We start from the raw sequence: 15,460 nt of genomic DNA on the forward strand, positions 1-15,460 counted from the left end.
TATGGCAAAAATATTAGTAAAACAAGTAAAAAGTCAAATCAACTGCCCTCTTACTCAAAAGAGAACATTGGTGGCTTTGGGTCTTAAAAGATTAGGACAAACTGTGGAGCATGATGCAAATTCTGCTATCCTTGGAATGGTAAATAAAGTTAAACACTTAGTTTCTGTAGAAGAAACTAAATAATAACATATCGTTATGAATTTAAGTAACTTACAACCAGCTGAAGGTTCAACACATAACCAAAATAAAAGAGTAGGTAGAGGAGAAGGTTCTGGAAAAGGTGGTACTGCTGCACGTGGACACAAAGGAGCTAAATCTCGTTCTGGTTATTCTAAGAAAATTGGTTTCGAAGGAGGTCAGATGCCACTTCAAAGACGTGTTCCTAAGTTTGGTTTCAAAAACATCAACCGTGTTGAATACCAAGGAATCAACCTTTCTGCTTTACAAGCGTTAGTTGATAATGGATATGCAACTGATTCAGTTGATTTTGCTACTTTGGTAGAAAACCGTTTAGCAACTAAAAATGAGCTTGTGAAGATTTTAGGTGGAGGAGAGCTTAAAGCAAAATTAAAAGTAACTGCTCACAAATTTACTGCAACTGCAAAAGCGGCTATCGAGGCTGCTGGTGGGGAAGCGGTAACTTTATAATCCCTTATATACCAAATGAAGAAGTTTATAGAATCGTTAGTTAATGCTTGGAAAATCGATGAGTTGAGAAATAAAATTCTTTTCACTCTTGGATTGTTGGTGGTGTACCGTTTCGGTGCTCAGGTAACGCTTCCGGGTATTGATGCAACAAAATTGCAAAATTTATCGACTCAAACTGATCAAGGTATAGGATGGTTAATCAATGTATTTACAGGTGGCGCGTTTTCGCAGGCATCTGTATTTGCATTGGGAATCATGCCGTATATCTCTGCTTCGATTGTAGTTCAGTTAATGGGAATTGCTATTCCTTATTTACAGAAATTACAAAAAGACGGAGAAAGCGGAAGAAAGAAAATCAACCAGATTACAAGATGGTTAACCATTGGTATTACCTTGTTACAAGGGCCAGGTTATATCTATAACTTGTACAAACAATTACCGGCTGATGCCTTCTTATTAGGATTCAGTTCTTTCTCATTCTTATTCTCAGCAGTTATCATCTTAACTACAGGAACAATTTTTGCGATGTGGTTGGGAGAAAAAATTACTGATAAAGGAATTGGAAACGGTATCTCTTTGTTGATTATGGTTGGTATCCTAGCACGTTTGCCACAAGCGTTCATTCAGGAGTTTTCATCGCGTGTTACAGAAAACAATGGTGGGCCAATGCTTATCGTGTTTGAAGTAATTATCTGGTTGTTGATCATTATTGCCTGTATCCTTTTAACCATGGCAGTTCGTAAAATTCCGGTACAGTACGCTCGTCGTACAACAGCTGGGGATTTCGAACAAGACATGATGGGAGGTAACCGTCAGTGGATTCCGTTAAAGCTTAATGCTTCTGGAGTTATGCCGATTATCTTTGCTCAGGCGATTATGTTTATACCTGCAGCAGTTGCGGGATTATCTTCATCTGATGCTGCGCAAACCATTACGACTAGCTTCCAAAATATCTTTGGATGGCAGTATAATGTAGTTTTTGCTTTGTTAATCATAATTTTTACTTACTTTTACACCGCAATTACGGTACCTACCAATAAAATGGCCGACGATTTAAAGCGTAGTGGTGGTTTTATTCCGGGGATTCGTCCTGGTGTAGAAACAGGTGATTATCTTGATAAAATAATGTCATTACTAACCTTTCCTGGTTCGTTATTCTTAGCATTAATTGCTGTGTTCCCAGCAATTGCCGTTAGTTTAATAGGAGTGCAACAAGGATGGGCCATGTTTTATGGCGGAACATCATTGTTAATTATGGTGGGAGTTGCAATTGATACTATTCAGCAGGTAAATTCATACCTATTGAATAAGCATTACGATGGGTTGATGAAAAGTGGTAAAAATAGAAAAGCGGTAGCTTAATTTTTATGGCAAAACAATCAGCAATAGAACAAGACGGTTCAATCATTGAAGCATTATCAAATGCGATGTTCCGTGTAGAATTAGAGAACGGGCATGTTGTAATTGCTCATATTTCCGGAAAGATGCGTATGCATTACATCAAATTGTTACCTGGTGACAAAGTGAAACTGGAAATGAGCCCTTATGATTTGTCAAAAGCAAGAATTACTTATAGATACTAAAGCTATTATAAAATGAAAGTAAGAGCATCAGTTAAAAAAAGAAGTGCCGAGTGCATTATTGTACGTAGAAAAGGAAGATTGTACGTTATTAACAAAAAGAATCCTAGATTTAAACAAAGACAAGGATAATTATGGCAAGAATAGCAGGGGTTGATATCCCAAAAAACAAAAGAGGAGTTATTGCTTTAACCTATATCTTCGGAATCGGAAGAAGCAGAGCGCAAGAAATTTTAGCAAAAGCTAACGTTAGCGAAGATAAAAAAGTTCAAGATTGGAATGACGACGAAATCGGAGCAATCCGTGAGGCTGTATCTTACTTCAAAATCGAAGGAGAATTACGTTCTGAGATTTCATTAAACATCAAACGTTTAATGGACATCGGATGCTACAGAGGTATCCGTCACAGAGCTGGTCTTCCGTTGAGAGGTCAGAGAACTAAGAACAACTCTAGAACAAGAAAAGGTAAAAGAAAAACTGTTGCTAACAAGAAAAAAGCAACTAAATAATAAGTAGTAGTATGGCTAAGGCAAGTACAAAAAAACGTAAAGTGATCGTTGAATCAACAGGCGAGGCTCATATTAATGCAACTTTTAACAACATCATCATCTCGTTAACGAACAAGAAAGGTGAAGTTATTTCTTGGTCTTCAGCTGGTAAAATGGGCTTCAGAGGTTCTAAAAAGAACACTCCGTATGCAGCTCAGATGGCAGCAGAAGATTGTAGCAAAGTAGCGTTAGAAGCTGGACTTAAAAAAGTAAAAGTTTACGTTAAAGGTCCAGGAAACGGAAGAGAGTCTGCAATCAGATCTATTCACAACGGAGGAATTGAAGTTACTGAAATCATAGACGTAACTCCAATGCCGCACAACGGATGTCGTCCTCCAAAAAGACGTAGAGTTTAATTTATAGTATAACTAAAGGTAGGAATACGATTATCGGAGGATAAGACCTGAATTCATAATCCCTACCTTTTTATTTATTTTAGCAATGGCAAGATATACTGGTCCAAAAACAAAAATCGCCCGTAAATTCGGTGAAGCGATCTTCGGAGATGACAAAGCCTTCGAAAAAAGAAATTACCCTCCTGGTCAACACGGTTTGGCTAAAAAAAGAGGTAAAAAATCTGAATATGCAATCCAGTTAATGGAGAAGCAAAAAGCGAAATATACTTACGGTATTTTAGAGCGTCAATTCAGAGGATTATACGAAAAAGCAGCTGCTTCTAAAGGGGTAACTGGTGAAATTTTATTACAACTTTGTGAAGCTCGTTTAGACAACGTAGTATACAGAATGGGTATTGCACCTTCTCGTCGTGCAGCTCGTCAAATCGTTTCTCACCGTCATATCACGGTAAATGGTGAAGTAGTGAACATTCCTTCTTACCACTTACGTGCAGGTGATAAAATTGCGGTTCGTGAAAAATCGAAATCTGTAGAAGCTATCGATCGTTCGTTATCAAATTCTAGCGCTGTTTACGAGTGGATTACTTGGAATAATGATACTAAAGAAGGAACATTTGTTTCAGTTCCTCAAAGACTTCAGATTCCTGAAAACATCAAAGAACAGTTAATCGTAGAGTTGTACAACAAATAATAACTGACAGCAGTCGAAAAACAAATATGGCATTATTCAATTTTCAAAAGCCCGATAAAGTTATCATGATCGATTCAACCGATTTTGAAGGTAAGTTTGAATTCAGACCTTTAGAACCGGGATACGGATTGACAGTTGGTAACGCTTTAAGACGTGTATTGCTTTCTTCTTTAGAAGGATACGCAATCACTTCGGTACGTATTGAAGGAGTAGAACACGAATTCTCTACAATCGCTGGGGTGGTTGAAGATGTTACAGAAATTATCCTTAACCTTAAACAAGTACGTTTTAAACGTCAGATTGAGGATATCGATAACGAATCTGTATCTATCTCTTTCTCTGGAAAAGATCAATTAACGGCTGGGGATTTCCAAAAATTCATTTCTGGTTTCCAAGTGTTAAATCCGGATTTGGTAATCTGTAACTTAGATAATAAAGTTACTATTAACATGGAATTGACTATCGAGAAAGGTCGTGGTTATGTTCCGGCTGAAGAAAACAAAAAACAAAACGCACCAATTGGAACGATCTTCACAGATTCAATTTACACACCAGTAAAGAACGTGAAGTATGCAATTGAAAACTTCCGTGTGGAGCAAAAAACCGATTATGAAAAATTGGTTTTCGAAATCATCACTGACGGTTCAATTCATCCAAAAGATGCGTTAACAGAAGCAGCTAAAACGTTGATTCATCACTTTATGTTGTTTTCTGATGAAAGAATTACACTGGAGGCTGATGAAATTGCTCAAACCGAATCTTACGATGAGGAGTCATTACACATGAGACAATTGCTTAAAACTAAGCTTGTAGATATGGACTTGTCTGTAAGAGCATTGAACTGTTTGAAAGCGGCTGAAGTTGAAACACTTGGCGATTTAGTATCGTTCAACAAGAATGATTTGATGAAGTTCCGTAACTTCGGTAAGAAATCTTTAACTGAGCTAGATGAACTAGTAGCGGTAAAAGGGCTTACTTTCGGAATGGATTTGGCTAAATACAAATTAGATAAAGAATAATTACTTCATAATTTGCTCTCCAAAGCGGATTGAGCAAGATGAAGTTTAAACAAAAGCGTCATGAGACACGGAAAAAAAGTAAACCATTTAAGTCGTCAGGCTGGACATAGAAAAGCTATGTTGGCTAATATGGCTTGTTCGTTAATCGAGCACAAACGCATCAACACTACAGTTGCTAAAGCGAAAGCATTGAAGCAATTTGTTGAGCCATTGGTAACCAAATCAAAAGAAGATACTACTCACAACCGTCGTATCGTTTTCTCTTACTTGAGAAACAAATATGCGGTAACTGAGTTGTTCAGAGAAGTTGCTGCAAAAGTTGGTGATCGTCCGGGAGGTTATACGCGTATCATTAAGTTAGGAAACCGTCTTGGGGATAACGCTGATATGGCAATGATCGAATTGGTAGATTTCAACGAATTGTACAACGGAGGTAAAAAAGAAGTTAAAAAAGCAACTACTCGTCGTGGTAAAGCTAAAAAAGCGGAGGCTACTGAGGCTCCTGCTGCAACTCCTGAAGCACCTGCGGCTGATGCAACAGAAAATACAGAAGCTACTGAATAATCATGAAACACTGATTTTCAATAAAATTAAGGATGAACTTTTTAAGTTTGTCCTTTTTTTTTGGTTTTTCGTGAGCAAAACATTAGGATTTGTTTAAGCCGTGTTCCCGCTGTCCGCTTTACAAGGTGTCGCTTCCATCGGGGCTAAAGGAAAACTAAGGGCTTCTTTTAAACGAAATTTTTTAATAGCAATTTTTTAACCTAAATTTGCACAACTTTTTACAACACAACAACACAATGAAATATTCAAATCGTAATCAGGCCATTTTATTGTTAAACGACGGAACGGTATTCTATGGTAAATCCATCGGAATTGAAGGGAAAACCTTTGGTGAAGTTTGCTTTAACACCGGAATGACAGGATACCAAGAGATTTTTACTGACCCTTCTTACTTCGGGCAAATTATGGTGGCGACCAACGCACACATCGGAAACTATGGAGTACATGCAGACGAAACCGATTCCGACAGCATCAAAATTGCTGGATTAGTTTGTAAAAATTTCAGTTTCAATTATTCAAGACCCGACGCTGAAGGAAGTTTATTGGAGTATTTCGAAAAAGTGAATCTAGTAGCGATTTCTGATGTCGATACACGTGCTTTGGTAAGCTATATCCGTGATAACGGAGCCCAAAATGCCGTAATCTGTACAGATGGAACTCCATTAGAAGAGTTAAAGAAGCAGCTTGCTGATGTGCCTAATATGAAAGGTTTGGAATTGGCTTCCACCGTATCCACTAAAGAGCCTTATTTCTTCGGAAATGAAAACGCAACCTACAAAGTAGCGGCCTTAGATTTAGGAATTAAAACAAACATTCTTCGTTGTTTAGCTGAAAGAGATTGTTATGTAAAAGTTTTTCCATACAACGCAACTTTTGAAGATTTAAAAGCATTCAATCCAGACGGATATTTCTTGTCTAACGGCCCTGGTGATCCGGAACCGTTAAAAGGAGTACAGGAAGTAGCAAGGCAAATCATTGCAGAAGATAAACCAGTTTTCGGAATCTGTTTAGGACATCAAATGTTGGCCTTAGCGAACGGGATTTCAACCTATAAAATGTTCAACGGTCATCGCGGGATAAACCATCCGGTGATGAATGTCATTACCAACAGAGGAGAAATTACATCTCAAAATCATGGTTTTGCTGTAGTTCGTGAAGAGTTGGAAAAACACCCAGATTTCGAAATCACCCATTTACACTTAAATGACGGAACCGTAGCCGGAATGCGCATGAAGAATAAAGCAGTTTTCTCCGTGCAGTATCACCCGGAAGCAAGTCCTGGTCCGCACGATGCCCGTTACCTTTTCGATGACTTTGTCACCAATATGAAAAACAACTAAAACTAGTTATTAACGACTAATTACTATAGAATATGAGCATGATTATTAAAGTTCACGCGAGACAAATATTAGATTCCAGAGGAAACCCAACTGTTGAAGTAGATGTAATCACAGAAAACGGTATTCTTGGAAGAGCTGCTGTACCATCCGGAGCTTCAACCGGCGAACACGAAGCTGTAGAATTGCGTGACGGCGGAAAAGCTTTCATGGGTAAAGGCGTTTTGAAAGCAGTTGAAAACGTAAACACTACAATCGCTTCAGAATTGGTTGGGATGTCTGTTTTCGAGCAAAATGCTATCGATAAAATGATGATTGAACTTGACGGAACAGTAAATAAATCTAATTTAGGAGCAAACGCTATTTTAGGTGTTTCTTTGGCTGTTGCAAAAGCAGCTGCTAATGAATTAGGATTGCCGTTATATCGTTACGTTGGTGGGGTTTCAGCCAATACGCTTCCGGTTCCGATGATGAACATTATCAACGGAGGTTCGCACTCTGATGCGCCAATTGCATTCCAGGAATTTATGATTATGCCGGTAAAAGCTCAAAATTTTACTCAGGCGATGCAAATGGGGACGGAAATCTTCCACAACCTTAAAAAAGTATTGCACGACAGAAATCTTTCAACTGCGGTAGGTGACGAAGGAGGTTTTGCTCCAAACTTAGCAGGTGGAACGGAAGATGCTTTGGATTCTATCAAATTGGCGGTTGAGAATGCAGGATATACTTTCGGTGATGATATCATGATTGCCTTAGATTGTGCCGCTTCGGAATTCTACGTAAACGGAAAATACGATTATACTAAATTTGAAGGCGCAGGTGGAAAAATCCGTACTTCGGAAGAGCAAGCGCAGTATTTAGCGGATTTAGCTGCAAAATATCCAATTATTTCTATCGAAGACGGTATGTACGAAGACGATTGGAATGGGTGGAAATTATTGACAGAAAAAATAGGAGATAAAGTACAGTTGGTCGGAGATGATTTGTTTGTGACCAATGTTCAGCGTTTGTCTCGTGGAATTTCTGAAAATATTGCAAATTCAATTCTAATCAAAGTAAACCAAATCGGTACCTTAACGGAAACGATTGCTGCAGTAAACATGGCGCATAACGCAGGATATACTTCAGTTATGTCACACCGTTCAGGCGAAACAGAAGATAATACGATTGCTGATTTAGCGGTAGCGTTAAACTGTGGTCAAATCAAAACTGGTTCAGCTTCCCGTTCGGATCGTATGGCAAAATACAACCAACTCTTAAGAATCGAGGAAGAATTAGCAGAAGTGGCTTATTTCCCTAGAGAGCGTGCTTTTAAAGTGAAATAAATTTTTGTGATAAATAAGTAAAGCCTGATAGTTTTCTATCAGGCTTTTTTGTTTTATCAAATTCTAGTTCAAATCTGTGAAATTCTCATTATTCTGTTTGGAAGACACTATAACGGCTATTTTTGTTTTGCAAACATTCACTATTTGTAGAATATGATGATAGCCCGTATTTTTTATGTAGTCTTTTTGTTGGTTTTTGCTAAACTGACAGCGCAAAATCCTGTTGCGGATAGTCTTAAAACTGTCTTGCAGAAAACTACTAATGACATCGATAGGGCTAAATTATTGAACGATATCTCAAGTGCGTACAGGGTTGACAATCCCAAGCAGATGCAATATTATGCTGGTGAAGCACTTAAATTGTCTCAAAAAATCAAATATAAAATTGAAGAGGGTGATGCTTTTCTGAATTTAGGTAACTCCAATATAATCCTTGGAAATTATCCGGAGGCGTTGCGTAATTTTTCAGCTGCTCAATCAGTTTTTGAAGGCGAGGTTGATAAAAAGAATGCTTTAGATAAAGATGAAATCAATAACGGACTCGCCCGAGCTTACGGGAGTATCGGTATCGTTTTTTCGGAACAAAGCAATTATGCCAAAGCGTTGCAATATCATCTGAAAGCTCTGAAAATCTATGAATCGGGAAACAATCCAGAGAAATTAGCCCGAGTTTATAATAATGTCGGAATTGTATATAAATCTCAAGGAGAAGATTTTAAGGCGCTGGATTATTTTGTGAAATGCCTTAAAATTCAACAAAAAATAGGGGATAATACCGTTGGGATTACGACTACTAATATTGGAAATATCTACCTGAATCAGAAAAATTATCCTAAGGCTTTTGAATATTATTCCGAAGCACAACGATTGTTTCAGAAATTTCCAAACGAAAGAGGTTTAGGAGAATTGTACAACAACCTTGGTTTATACTATAAGAATACTAAAAATGATGCGAAAGCACTTGAAAGTTATGCAGATGCGTTGAACGCATTCACGTCAATCGATGATAAATTCGGAAAGTCGGACACCTATTTTTACATAGGAGAAATCAATTTTGAGAAAGGTAACTATCCAGAAGCACTTCAAAATACAACGAAATCTTTACAGTTGGCCAAAGAGCTTGACATTACAGAACAAGTGCAAAACGCCGAAAAAAGGTTGAGTGAGATTTACGAAAAGCTAGGTCAATCTGCGGAAGCATTGGAACATTATAAACTTTACAGTATTGCTAAAGACAGTGTAAGCAATCATGAGAATATAAGAAATGTGGTTCGGGCTGAAATGAATTTTGAGTTTGATAAAAAAGAAGCACTTCAGAAAAAAGAGCAGGAAAAAAAAGAAATCGTTTACACTGAACAAACTAAAAGACACCAACAGCAAATTCTGTTTACAACACTTTTGATATTTTCTCTGTGTGGGATAGGTTTTTTGATTTACAACAGATTACAGTTGAAAAAGAACCTAACTTTACAAAAAGAGCTAGCCGAATATGAACAGAAAGCGTTGCACTTGCAAATGAATCCACATTTTGTATTCAACTGTTTAGGGTCGATTTCGAGTTTTATTGTACAGAACGGAACGGATTCGGCAATTAAATATTTGTCTAAATTTTCCAAATTGATGCGCTTGACATTAGAATATTCTAAAGAATCTTTAATTCCGATAGACAAAGAAATTGAGAGTTTGCAGAATTATCTGGAATTGGAACAATTGCGTTTTAATAAAAAATTTGAGTTTTCGATAACCAAAAGTAAGGATATAGAAGATGATATGGCTTTGCCGCCATTATTGTTGCAACCGTTCGTCGAAAATGCAATCATTCACGGTTTGATTCCTAAAAAAGAATCGGGGACCATTGCAGTAGATTTTACTTTGCAGGGCGACAATTTGATTTGTACCGTTACGGATGACGGTATCGGTTTTAACGCCTCAAAAGAATTAAAAGAAAATTCCGTGACCGTTCATAAATCTATGGCTTTGGATATTACCCGAAAGCGTTTGGAAATGATGGAGGCATACACTTCCAAAAAAGCCAAAGTAGAGATTGATGAACTTTCAGAGAACGGAAAAATATCCGGAACCAAAGTGACCCTAAATTTACCAATTCAATATATTTCAAAGTAATGAGTGCAATAACGGCTTTATTGATAGATGACGACGCTAATTTGCGTAACGGGATGAAAAGTCTTCTGGAGCGATATGCGCCTGAAGTACACATTGTAGGCGAAGCCGATAACGTGAAGTCAGGTATTGAAGCAATGAGTGCTTTGCAACCGCAAGTTGTTTTTCTGGATATTCAATTGGGCGACGGAACTGGTTTTGATATACTGGAGGAAATTGCAAAGAAGCAAGGGAAATCGACGTCTCATATAGTATTTATTACGGCACATGAACAGTATGCTGTAAAAGCATTTCGCTTCAGTGCTTTGGATTTTCTTTTAAAACCAGTTGACCCTGAAGAACTGGAAAAAGTCATCGTCAAAATAAAAAATGTTTTGACCAAGAGTGATGGTTATGCACACATCGATTTACTGTTGGAGAATATTCGAAAAAAAGTGGACAATTTTAAACGAATAGCACTTTCCACTTCAGACGGAATTCATTTGTTCGATGTGAGTGATATTATTCGATGTGAGAGTGAAGACAATTATACCAAGTTTTACATCAAAAACAACAAACCGATAATGATTTCCAAAACACTGAAAGAATATGAGGAGTTGTTAAGCGAACATGGTTTTGAGCGGATTCATCAGTCGCATTTGATTAATTTGACGTATTTAAAATCATATATTAAAAAAGACGGAGGTTACGTGGTGATGGCTGATAATTCACACTTGCCGATTTCCCAACGAAAAAAAGAACGCTTGCAAGAGGTCTTGAAAAGCCTTTAGCAAATTCTAATCAGTATGAGCAGTTTGCTCAATTAACATTATTAAACAAGTAAAGAGTTTTTACTTTTAAAGGATACAAAACCAACTAAAAATGAAAAAAAACTACAATATGAAAAAGATCTATCTGCTTTTTTTGTTTGTAACCGGAATGCTTCAAGCTCAGATTGTTAACATACCGGATGCGAATTTTAAGGCAAGGTTGTTGTCGGCGAGTTCGTCTAATGAAATAGCCTCAACAGTAAATCCTAACAGCACCGCAACTTGGGGGATTTATACCTCTGTTGATACTAATGGAGATGGTGAAATTCAGGTTTCAGAGGCCGAAGCGATTGTTTTTTTAAAACTTAATTCTACGCCAACTGCGATTAATAAAATTTCAAGTTTACAGGGTATTGAAGCGTTTGTCAATTTAAAATACATTTACTGTATGACAAATAACCTGTCTACAGTTAATTTGAACGGATTGACTCAATTGGAGTTTTTTAATTTTGAAAGCAATCAAATTGCTTCAATCAGTACGGTTGGATGTTCCAATTTAAAAACCTTTTCGGCGTCGAATAACTTGTTAACAAGTGTAGATTTTAGCAACACTCCATTACTACAGACCATTATTTTGACGAATAATGATCTGACTTCATTAGATGTTAATAGCCTTCAGGATTTGTGGATATTGAGAGCGGGTCAAAACAATCTTACCACATTCGCACTTTCAAACAAAACAGCTTTAACGACTTTATATTTGGGTTATAATCAATTGACAAGTATCCAATTGGATAATCTTCCGCATTTATACAAAATAAACGTTCAGAATAATTTGCTTACGAGTCTGGATTTGTCTCAAATAGCCTATGAGCCGTATATCAATAATATTCCAAATGCTTCGGTGTATGAAGTTGATTGCAATAATAATTTAGATTTGGTTAACATCAATTTGAAGAACGGATTCCCTAATACCAGTTTAGATCTGTCTTCTTCCAATCTGGATAACGAGGTGCAATATATTTGTATGGATGAAAATGATGTTCTTGGTTTTGCATTTTACAATGATGGTTCGTTGTTTTCTCAATATTGTAATTTTACACCAGGCGGAGATTTTAATACGATAACCGGTCAGGTGCTTTTTGATGCCAATAACAATGGGTGTGATGCCTCAGATATTCCACAATCGTTCATCAAAGTTAAAATTAACGATGGAACAACCGAAGGAGCTTCCTTTTTAAACGAAGATGGGAATTATTTTTTCTATACGGATGCCGGAACTTTTACGGTTGAACCAGATATAGAAAACAGTACTTTTTTTAACGTTACGCCAAGTAATGCTACAATTGTTTTTCCGGATGCCAATAACAATATTGCAACACAAAACTTCTGTTTAAGTGCCAACGGAGTTCATCCGGATTTAGAAATTGTGGTAGCGCCGGTTATTCCAGCTCGTCCAGGGTTTGCAGCAGTTTATAAAATTGTATATAAGAATAAAGGGAATCAAATATTGTCTCAACCCTACGGAATCAATTTTGCATACAATCAGAATTTAATGAGCTATGAAGCGGCTTCTATTTTGCCGGATTCACAAGTTCCCGGAATGATGAACTGGAGTTACGCAAACTTAATGCCTTTTGAATCCCGAAGCATTGAAGTGACCATGAGTATCAATCAGCCAACTGGTACAAATCCTGTAATCGCAGGTGATATACTGCCTTTTACAGTTACTATTATGCCAATGACTGGAGATGAAGTAGTGGCCGATAATACCTTTCAATACAATCAAACCGTAGTGAATTCGTATGATCCGAATGATAAAGTGTGTTTGGAAGGGGAAATAGAATCGCCTACTCAGATAGGAGAGTATTTGCATTACATCATCAATTTTGAAAACATAGGAACGGCTGATGCCATCAATGTAGTAGTTAAAGATGTCATTGATACGACGATGTTTGATGAAAAATCACTTCAGGTTTTGGATAGCTCTCATCTGGTAGAAGCTAAAATTAACGGGAATGTGGCTGAGTTTATTTTTCAGACGATCAATCTGCAACACGGTGGACATGGAAATATACTGTTGAAAATTAAAACCAGAGATCATTTACAGGTTGGCGATGTGGTGACCAATAAAGCGGATATTTTCTTCGATTATAATTTACCGATCGAAACGAACTTGGCAAGCACAGCATTTCAGACATTGGGTCTTAATGATAATATTGCAAGGAATGTAGTAAAAGTGTATCCTAATCCTACAAGCAATATATTGAAAATTGAATCTCTTGAAACCATTCAGTCAGTACAGCTTTTAGATATTCAGGGAAGAATATTGCAAACCAAGCGTTCTGAAGGATTCCGTGAAGTTTTAGAGATGACAACACAGGAATCAGGGGTTTATTTTGTGAAAATCACTACTAATAAAGGCGTTGTGACAGAGCGTGTTGTGAAAAGATAAATTTTTTGTTTTTTAATTTGAATGAAAAGGCCTGAGGATTCATTTCTTTAGGCTTTTTGTTTTTTGTGTTACAGAAGTTAGTTTTTTGAAATAATTAACGAAATGCCTATTCATTTTCTTTTTTAATTAGGATTGAATTTCATAAATTCGCGTAGAACAAAAAATAATTACATTTAATTCTTAATAAAAACATGTCGAAAACTGCAATATTAGAAATCGACGGCAACAAATATGAGTTTCCAGTAATCGTGGGAAGTGAGAATGAGGTTGCTATCGATATAGAGAAGTTGCGTGCTGCAACTGGAGCAATTACGTTAGACCCAGGTTACAAAAATTCAGGATCTTGTCAAAGTGAAATCACTTTCTTAGACGGAGAAGAAGGAATTCTTCGTTACAGAGGGTATTCTATCGAGGACTTAGCAGAAAAAGCAGACTTTTTAGAAGTATCTTATTTGGTTATTTTCGGAGAGTTGCCAACCAAAAAACAATTGGAGCAATTTGAGAATGATATCCGTAAATATACGTTGGTAAATGAAGAGATGAAAAACATCATCGACGGTTTTCCGAGAACCGCACATCCGATGGGCGTTTTGTCTTCATTAACTAGTGCATTAACAGCATTTAACCCAAAAGTGGTAAATGTTGAAAATGAAAAAGAAATGTATGATGCTATTTGCAAGACCATGGGTAAATTCTTGGTGTTAGCAACATGGACATTCCGTAAAAGTTCAGGTTATCCATTAAACTATTACGATAATACAAAAGGCTATGTTGAAAATTTCATGCGCTTAATGTTTGAATTGCCAACAGGACCTTATACTATTAATCCGGTAGTCGTAAATGCTTTAGATAAGTTGTTTATCCTTCACGCAGATCATGAGCAAAACTGTTCTACTTCAACAGTAAGAATGGTTGGTTCATCTCATGCGGGTCTTTTTGCGTCAATTTCAGCAGGAGTTTCTGCACTTTGGGGACCACTTCACGGAGGTGCTAACCAGGCAGTATTGGAAATGTTGGAAGAAATTCAGAAAGACGGAGGCGATGCCGATAAATACTTGGCAAAAGCTAAAGATAAAAACGATCCGTTCCGTTTGATGGGCTTCGGTCACCGTGTATACAAAAACTTTGACCCAAGAGCAAAAATCATCAAAAAAGCAGCTGATGAAGTATTAGCAGAATTAGGCGTTAACGACCCAATTTTAAACATTGCTAAGAAGTTAGAAGAAGCTGCATTGCAAGATGAGTATTTTAAATCAAGAAACTTATATCCAAACGTAGATTTCTATTCTGGTATCATTTACCGCGCATTAGGAATTCCTACCGATATGTTTACAGTATTATTCGCTATCGGACGTTTACCAGGATGGATTGCACAATGGAAAGAAATGCGTGTTAACAAAGAACCAATCGGACGTCCGCGTCAGGTTTATGTTGGAGCACCGTTGCGCCCGTTTAAAAATATGAATGAGAGATAATCACTTTCAGAAATATAAAATAAAAAATCCCGATTTACTCGGGATTTTTTATTTTTAAAAGAAATTATTCCGCCGGTTTTTCTTCCTCTTCAGAATTTCCGGTCAAATCTTCTACTTTATTTTCAACATTATCTACTACATTTGATACCGCTTCTTTGGCATCAGCAGCTTTGTCTTCAACCCAATCAGCAGCTTTGGATGCGGTTTCTTTAGCAGAATCCACTAAATTATTCAAAGAATCTTTTACTCCCAATTCCTCAAATTTTTGTTCTGCTTGATCCGCGATCTCTGAAACTTTTTCACCAGCTTCTTTGGCAAAAGATTCCACTTTGTCTACAGCAGAATCAGCCATGCTGGAAACGTTTTCTCCTAAATTTTCGGTGCTTTTTTTAGCTTTTCCGAAAAGTGAACTAAAAAAATTAGATAATCCCATATTGTTACGATTTTTCTCAAATTTAATAAAAAAACCAATACTAAATTATTTGAAATGATTTAAAAAAACGTTTAATCAATTACGTAAGTACTTCTTTTACTTTGCTTTAGTTGATTTTTGGCATATTTGTTGTCAACTTTGCTTTTATCTGAGCC

General features: G+C 36.9%; 17 protein-coding genes. 16 read left to right on the forward strand and 1 reads right to left on the reverse strand.

Going from position 1 to position 15,460, the window contains the following annotated elements:
* Position 1: 1 nt before the first annotated feature.
* The 16 genes from rpmD to RUH60_RS00430 all read left to right on the forward strand — a co-directional run bounded on the left by rpmD (position 2) and on the right by RUH60_RS00430 (position 14,872).
* The gene (gene rpmD, locus RUH60_RS00355) at positions 2 to 184 is read left to right on the forward strand and encodes a 50S ribosomal protein L30 (protein WP_313803692.1); all 183 of its coding nucleotides are present in this window, start codon (positions 2 to 4) and stop codon (positions 182 to 184) included.
* 12 nt (positions 185 to 196) lie between these two features.
* Complete coding sequence (gene rplO, locus RUH60_RS00360; RefSeq protein WP_313803695.1) at positions 197 to 649, forward strand: 50S ribosomal protein L15; 453 nt, start codon at positions 197 to 199, stop codon at positions 647 to 649.
* A gap of 15 nt (positions 650 to 664) precedes the next feature.
* Positions 665 to 2,011, forward strand: a complete 1,347-nt coding sequence (gene secY / locus RUH60_RS00365; protein ID WP_313803698.1) for a preprotein translocase subunit SecY — start codon at positions 665 to 667, stop codon at positions 2,009 to 2,011.
* A 5-nt stretch (positions 2,012 to 2,016) separates the two neighbouring features.
* Positions 2,017 to 2,232 (forward strand): translation initiation factor IF-1, encoded by a 216-nt coding sequence (infA, locus tag RUH60_RS00370; RefSeq protein ID WP_026714631.1) that lies wholly within the window; start codon positions 2,017 to 2,019, stop codon positions 2,230 to 2,232.
* Positions 2,233 to 2,244: 12 nt separating this feature from the next.
* Positions 2,245 to 2,361, forward strand: a complete 117-nt coding sequence (ykgO, locus tag RUH60_RS00375) for a type B 50S ribosomal protein L36 (RefSeq protein ID WP_002987490.1) — start codon at positions 2,245 to 2,247, stop codon at positions 2,359 to 2,361.
* A 2-nt stretch (positions 2,362 to 2,363) separates the two neighbouring features.
* Positions 2,364 to 2,738 carry a 30S ribosomal protein S13 gene (gene rpsM, locus RUH60_RS00380; RefSeq protein ID WP_313803705.1) on the forward strand — a complete coding sequence of 125 codons (375 nt, stop codon included), beginning with the start codon at positions 2,364 to 2,366 and terminating at the stop codon, positions 2,736 to 2,738.
* A gap of 11 nt (positions 2,739 to 2,749) precedes the next feature.
* Positions 2,750 to 3,133: a 30S ribosomal protein S11 gene (gene rpsK, locus RUH60_RS00385; RefSeq protein ID WP_023574076.1), complete on the forward strand. Its 384-nt coding sequence runs from the start codon at positions 2,750 to 2,752 to the stop codon at positions 3,131 to 3,133.
* Positions 3,134 to 3,218: 85 nt separating this feature from the next.
* Positions 3,219 to 3,824: a 30S ribosomal protein S4 gene (rpsD, locus tag RUH60_RS00390; RefSeq protein ID WP_313803715.1), complete on the forward strand. Its 606-nt coding sequence runs from the start codon at positions 3,219 to 3,221 to the stop codon at positions 3,822 to 3,824.
* A 26-nt stretch (positions 3,825 to 3,850) separates the two neighbouring features.
* Complete coding sequence (locus tag RUH60_RS00395; protein WP_313803718.1) at positions 3,851 to 4,843, forward strand: DNA-directed RNA polymerase subunit alpha; 993 nt, start codon at positions 3,851 to 3,853, stop codon at positions 4,841 to 4,843.
* Positions 4,844 to 4,903: 60 nt separating this feature from the next.
* Complete coding sequence (gene rplQ / locus RUH60_RS00400; protein ID WP_313803722.1) at positions 4,904 to 5,407, forward strand: 50S ribosomal protein L17; 504 nt, start codon at positions 4,904 to 4,906, stop codon at positions 5,405 to 5,407.
* 236 nt (positions 5,408 to 5,643) lie between these two features.
* A complete protein-coding gene (gene carA / locus RUH60_RS00405; RefSeq protein ID WP_313803725.1) occupies positions 5,644 to 6,747 on the forward strand; it encodes a glutamine-hydrolyzing carbamoyl-phosphate synthase small subunit in 1,104 nt (367 codons plus the stop codon).
* A 32-nt stretch (positions 6,748 to 6,779) separates the two neighbouring features.
* Positions 6,780 to 8,072, forward strand: coding sequence for a phosphopyruvate hydratase (eno, locus tag RUH60_RS00410; protein WP_313803728.1), 1,293 nt, complete (start codon positions 6,780 to 6,782; stop codon positions 8,070 to 8,072).
* A gap of 153 nt (positions 8,073 to 8,225) precedes the next feature.
* Entirely contained in the window at positions 8,226 to 10,196 is a 1,971-nt protein-coding gene (locus tag RUH60_RS00415) for a tetratricopeptide repeat protein (protein ID WP_313803731.1), read from the forward strand.
* Positions 10,196 to 10,963 (forward strand): LytTR family DNA-binding domain-containing protein, encoded by a 768-nt coding sequence (locus tag RUH60_RS00420; RefSeq protein WP_313803734.1) that lies wholly within the window; start codon positions 10,196 to 10,198, stop codon positions 10,961 to 10,963. The genes RUH60_RS00415 and RUH60_RS00420 overlap by 1 nt, the downstream gene beginning before the upstream one ends.
* A gap of 109 nt (positions 10,964 to 11,072) precedes the next feature.
* Positions 11,073 to 13,397, forward strand: a complete 2,325-nt coding sequence (locus RUH60_RS00425; protein WP_313803737.1) for a T9SS type A sorting domain-containing protein — start codon at positions 11,073 to 11,075, stop codon at positions 13,395 to 13,397.
* Between the two features lie 191 nt (positions 13,398 to 13,588).
* Positions 13,589 to 14,872, forward strand: coding sequence for a citrate synthase (locus RUH60_RS00430; protein ID WP_313803740.1), 1,284 nt, complete (start codon positions 13,589 to 13,591; stop codon positions 14,870 to 14,872).
* Positions 14,873 to 14,936: 64 nt separating this feature from the next.
* On the opposite strand, the gene RUH60_RS00435 is transcribed toward RUH60_RS00430, so the two are convergent.
* Positions 14,937 to 15,305: a hypothetical protein gene (locus RUH60_RS00435; RefSeq protein ID WP_313803743.1), complete on the reverse strand. Its 369-nt coding sequence runs from the start codon at positions 15,303 to 15,305 to the stop codon at positions 14,937 to 14,939.
* Positions 15,306 to 15,460: the final 155 nt, after the last annotated feature.

The organism is Flavobacterium sp. (assembly GCF_032153895.1).
Classification (GTDB): domain Bacteria; phylum Bacteroidota; class Bacteroidia; order Flavobacteriales; family Flavobacteriaceae; genus Flavobacterium.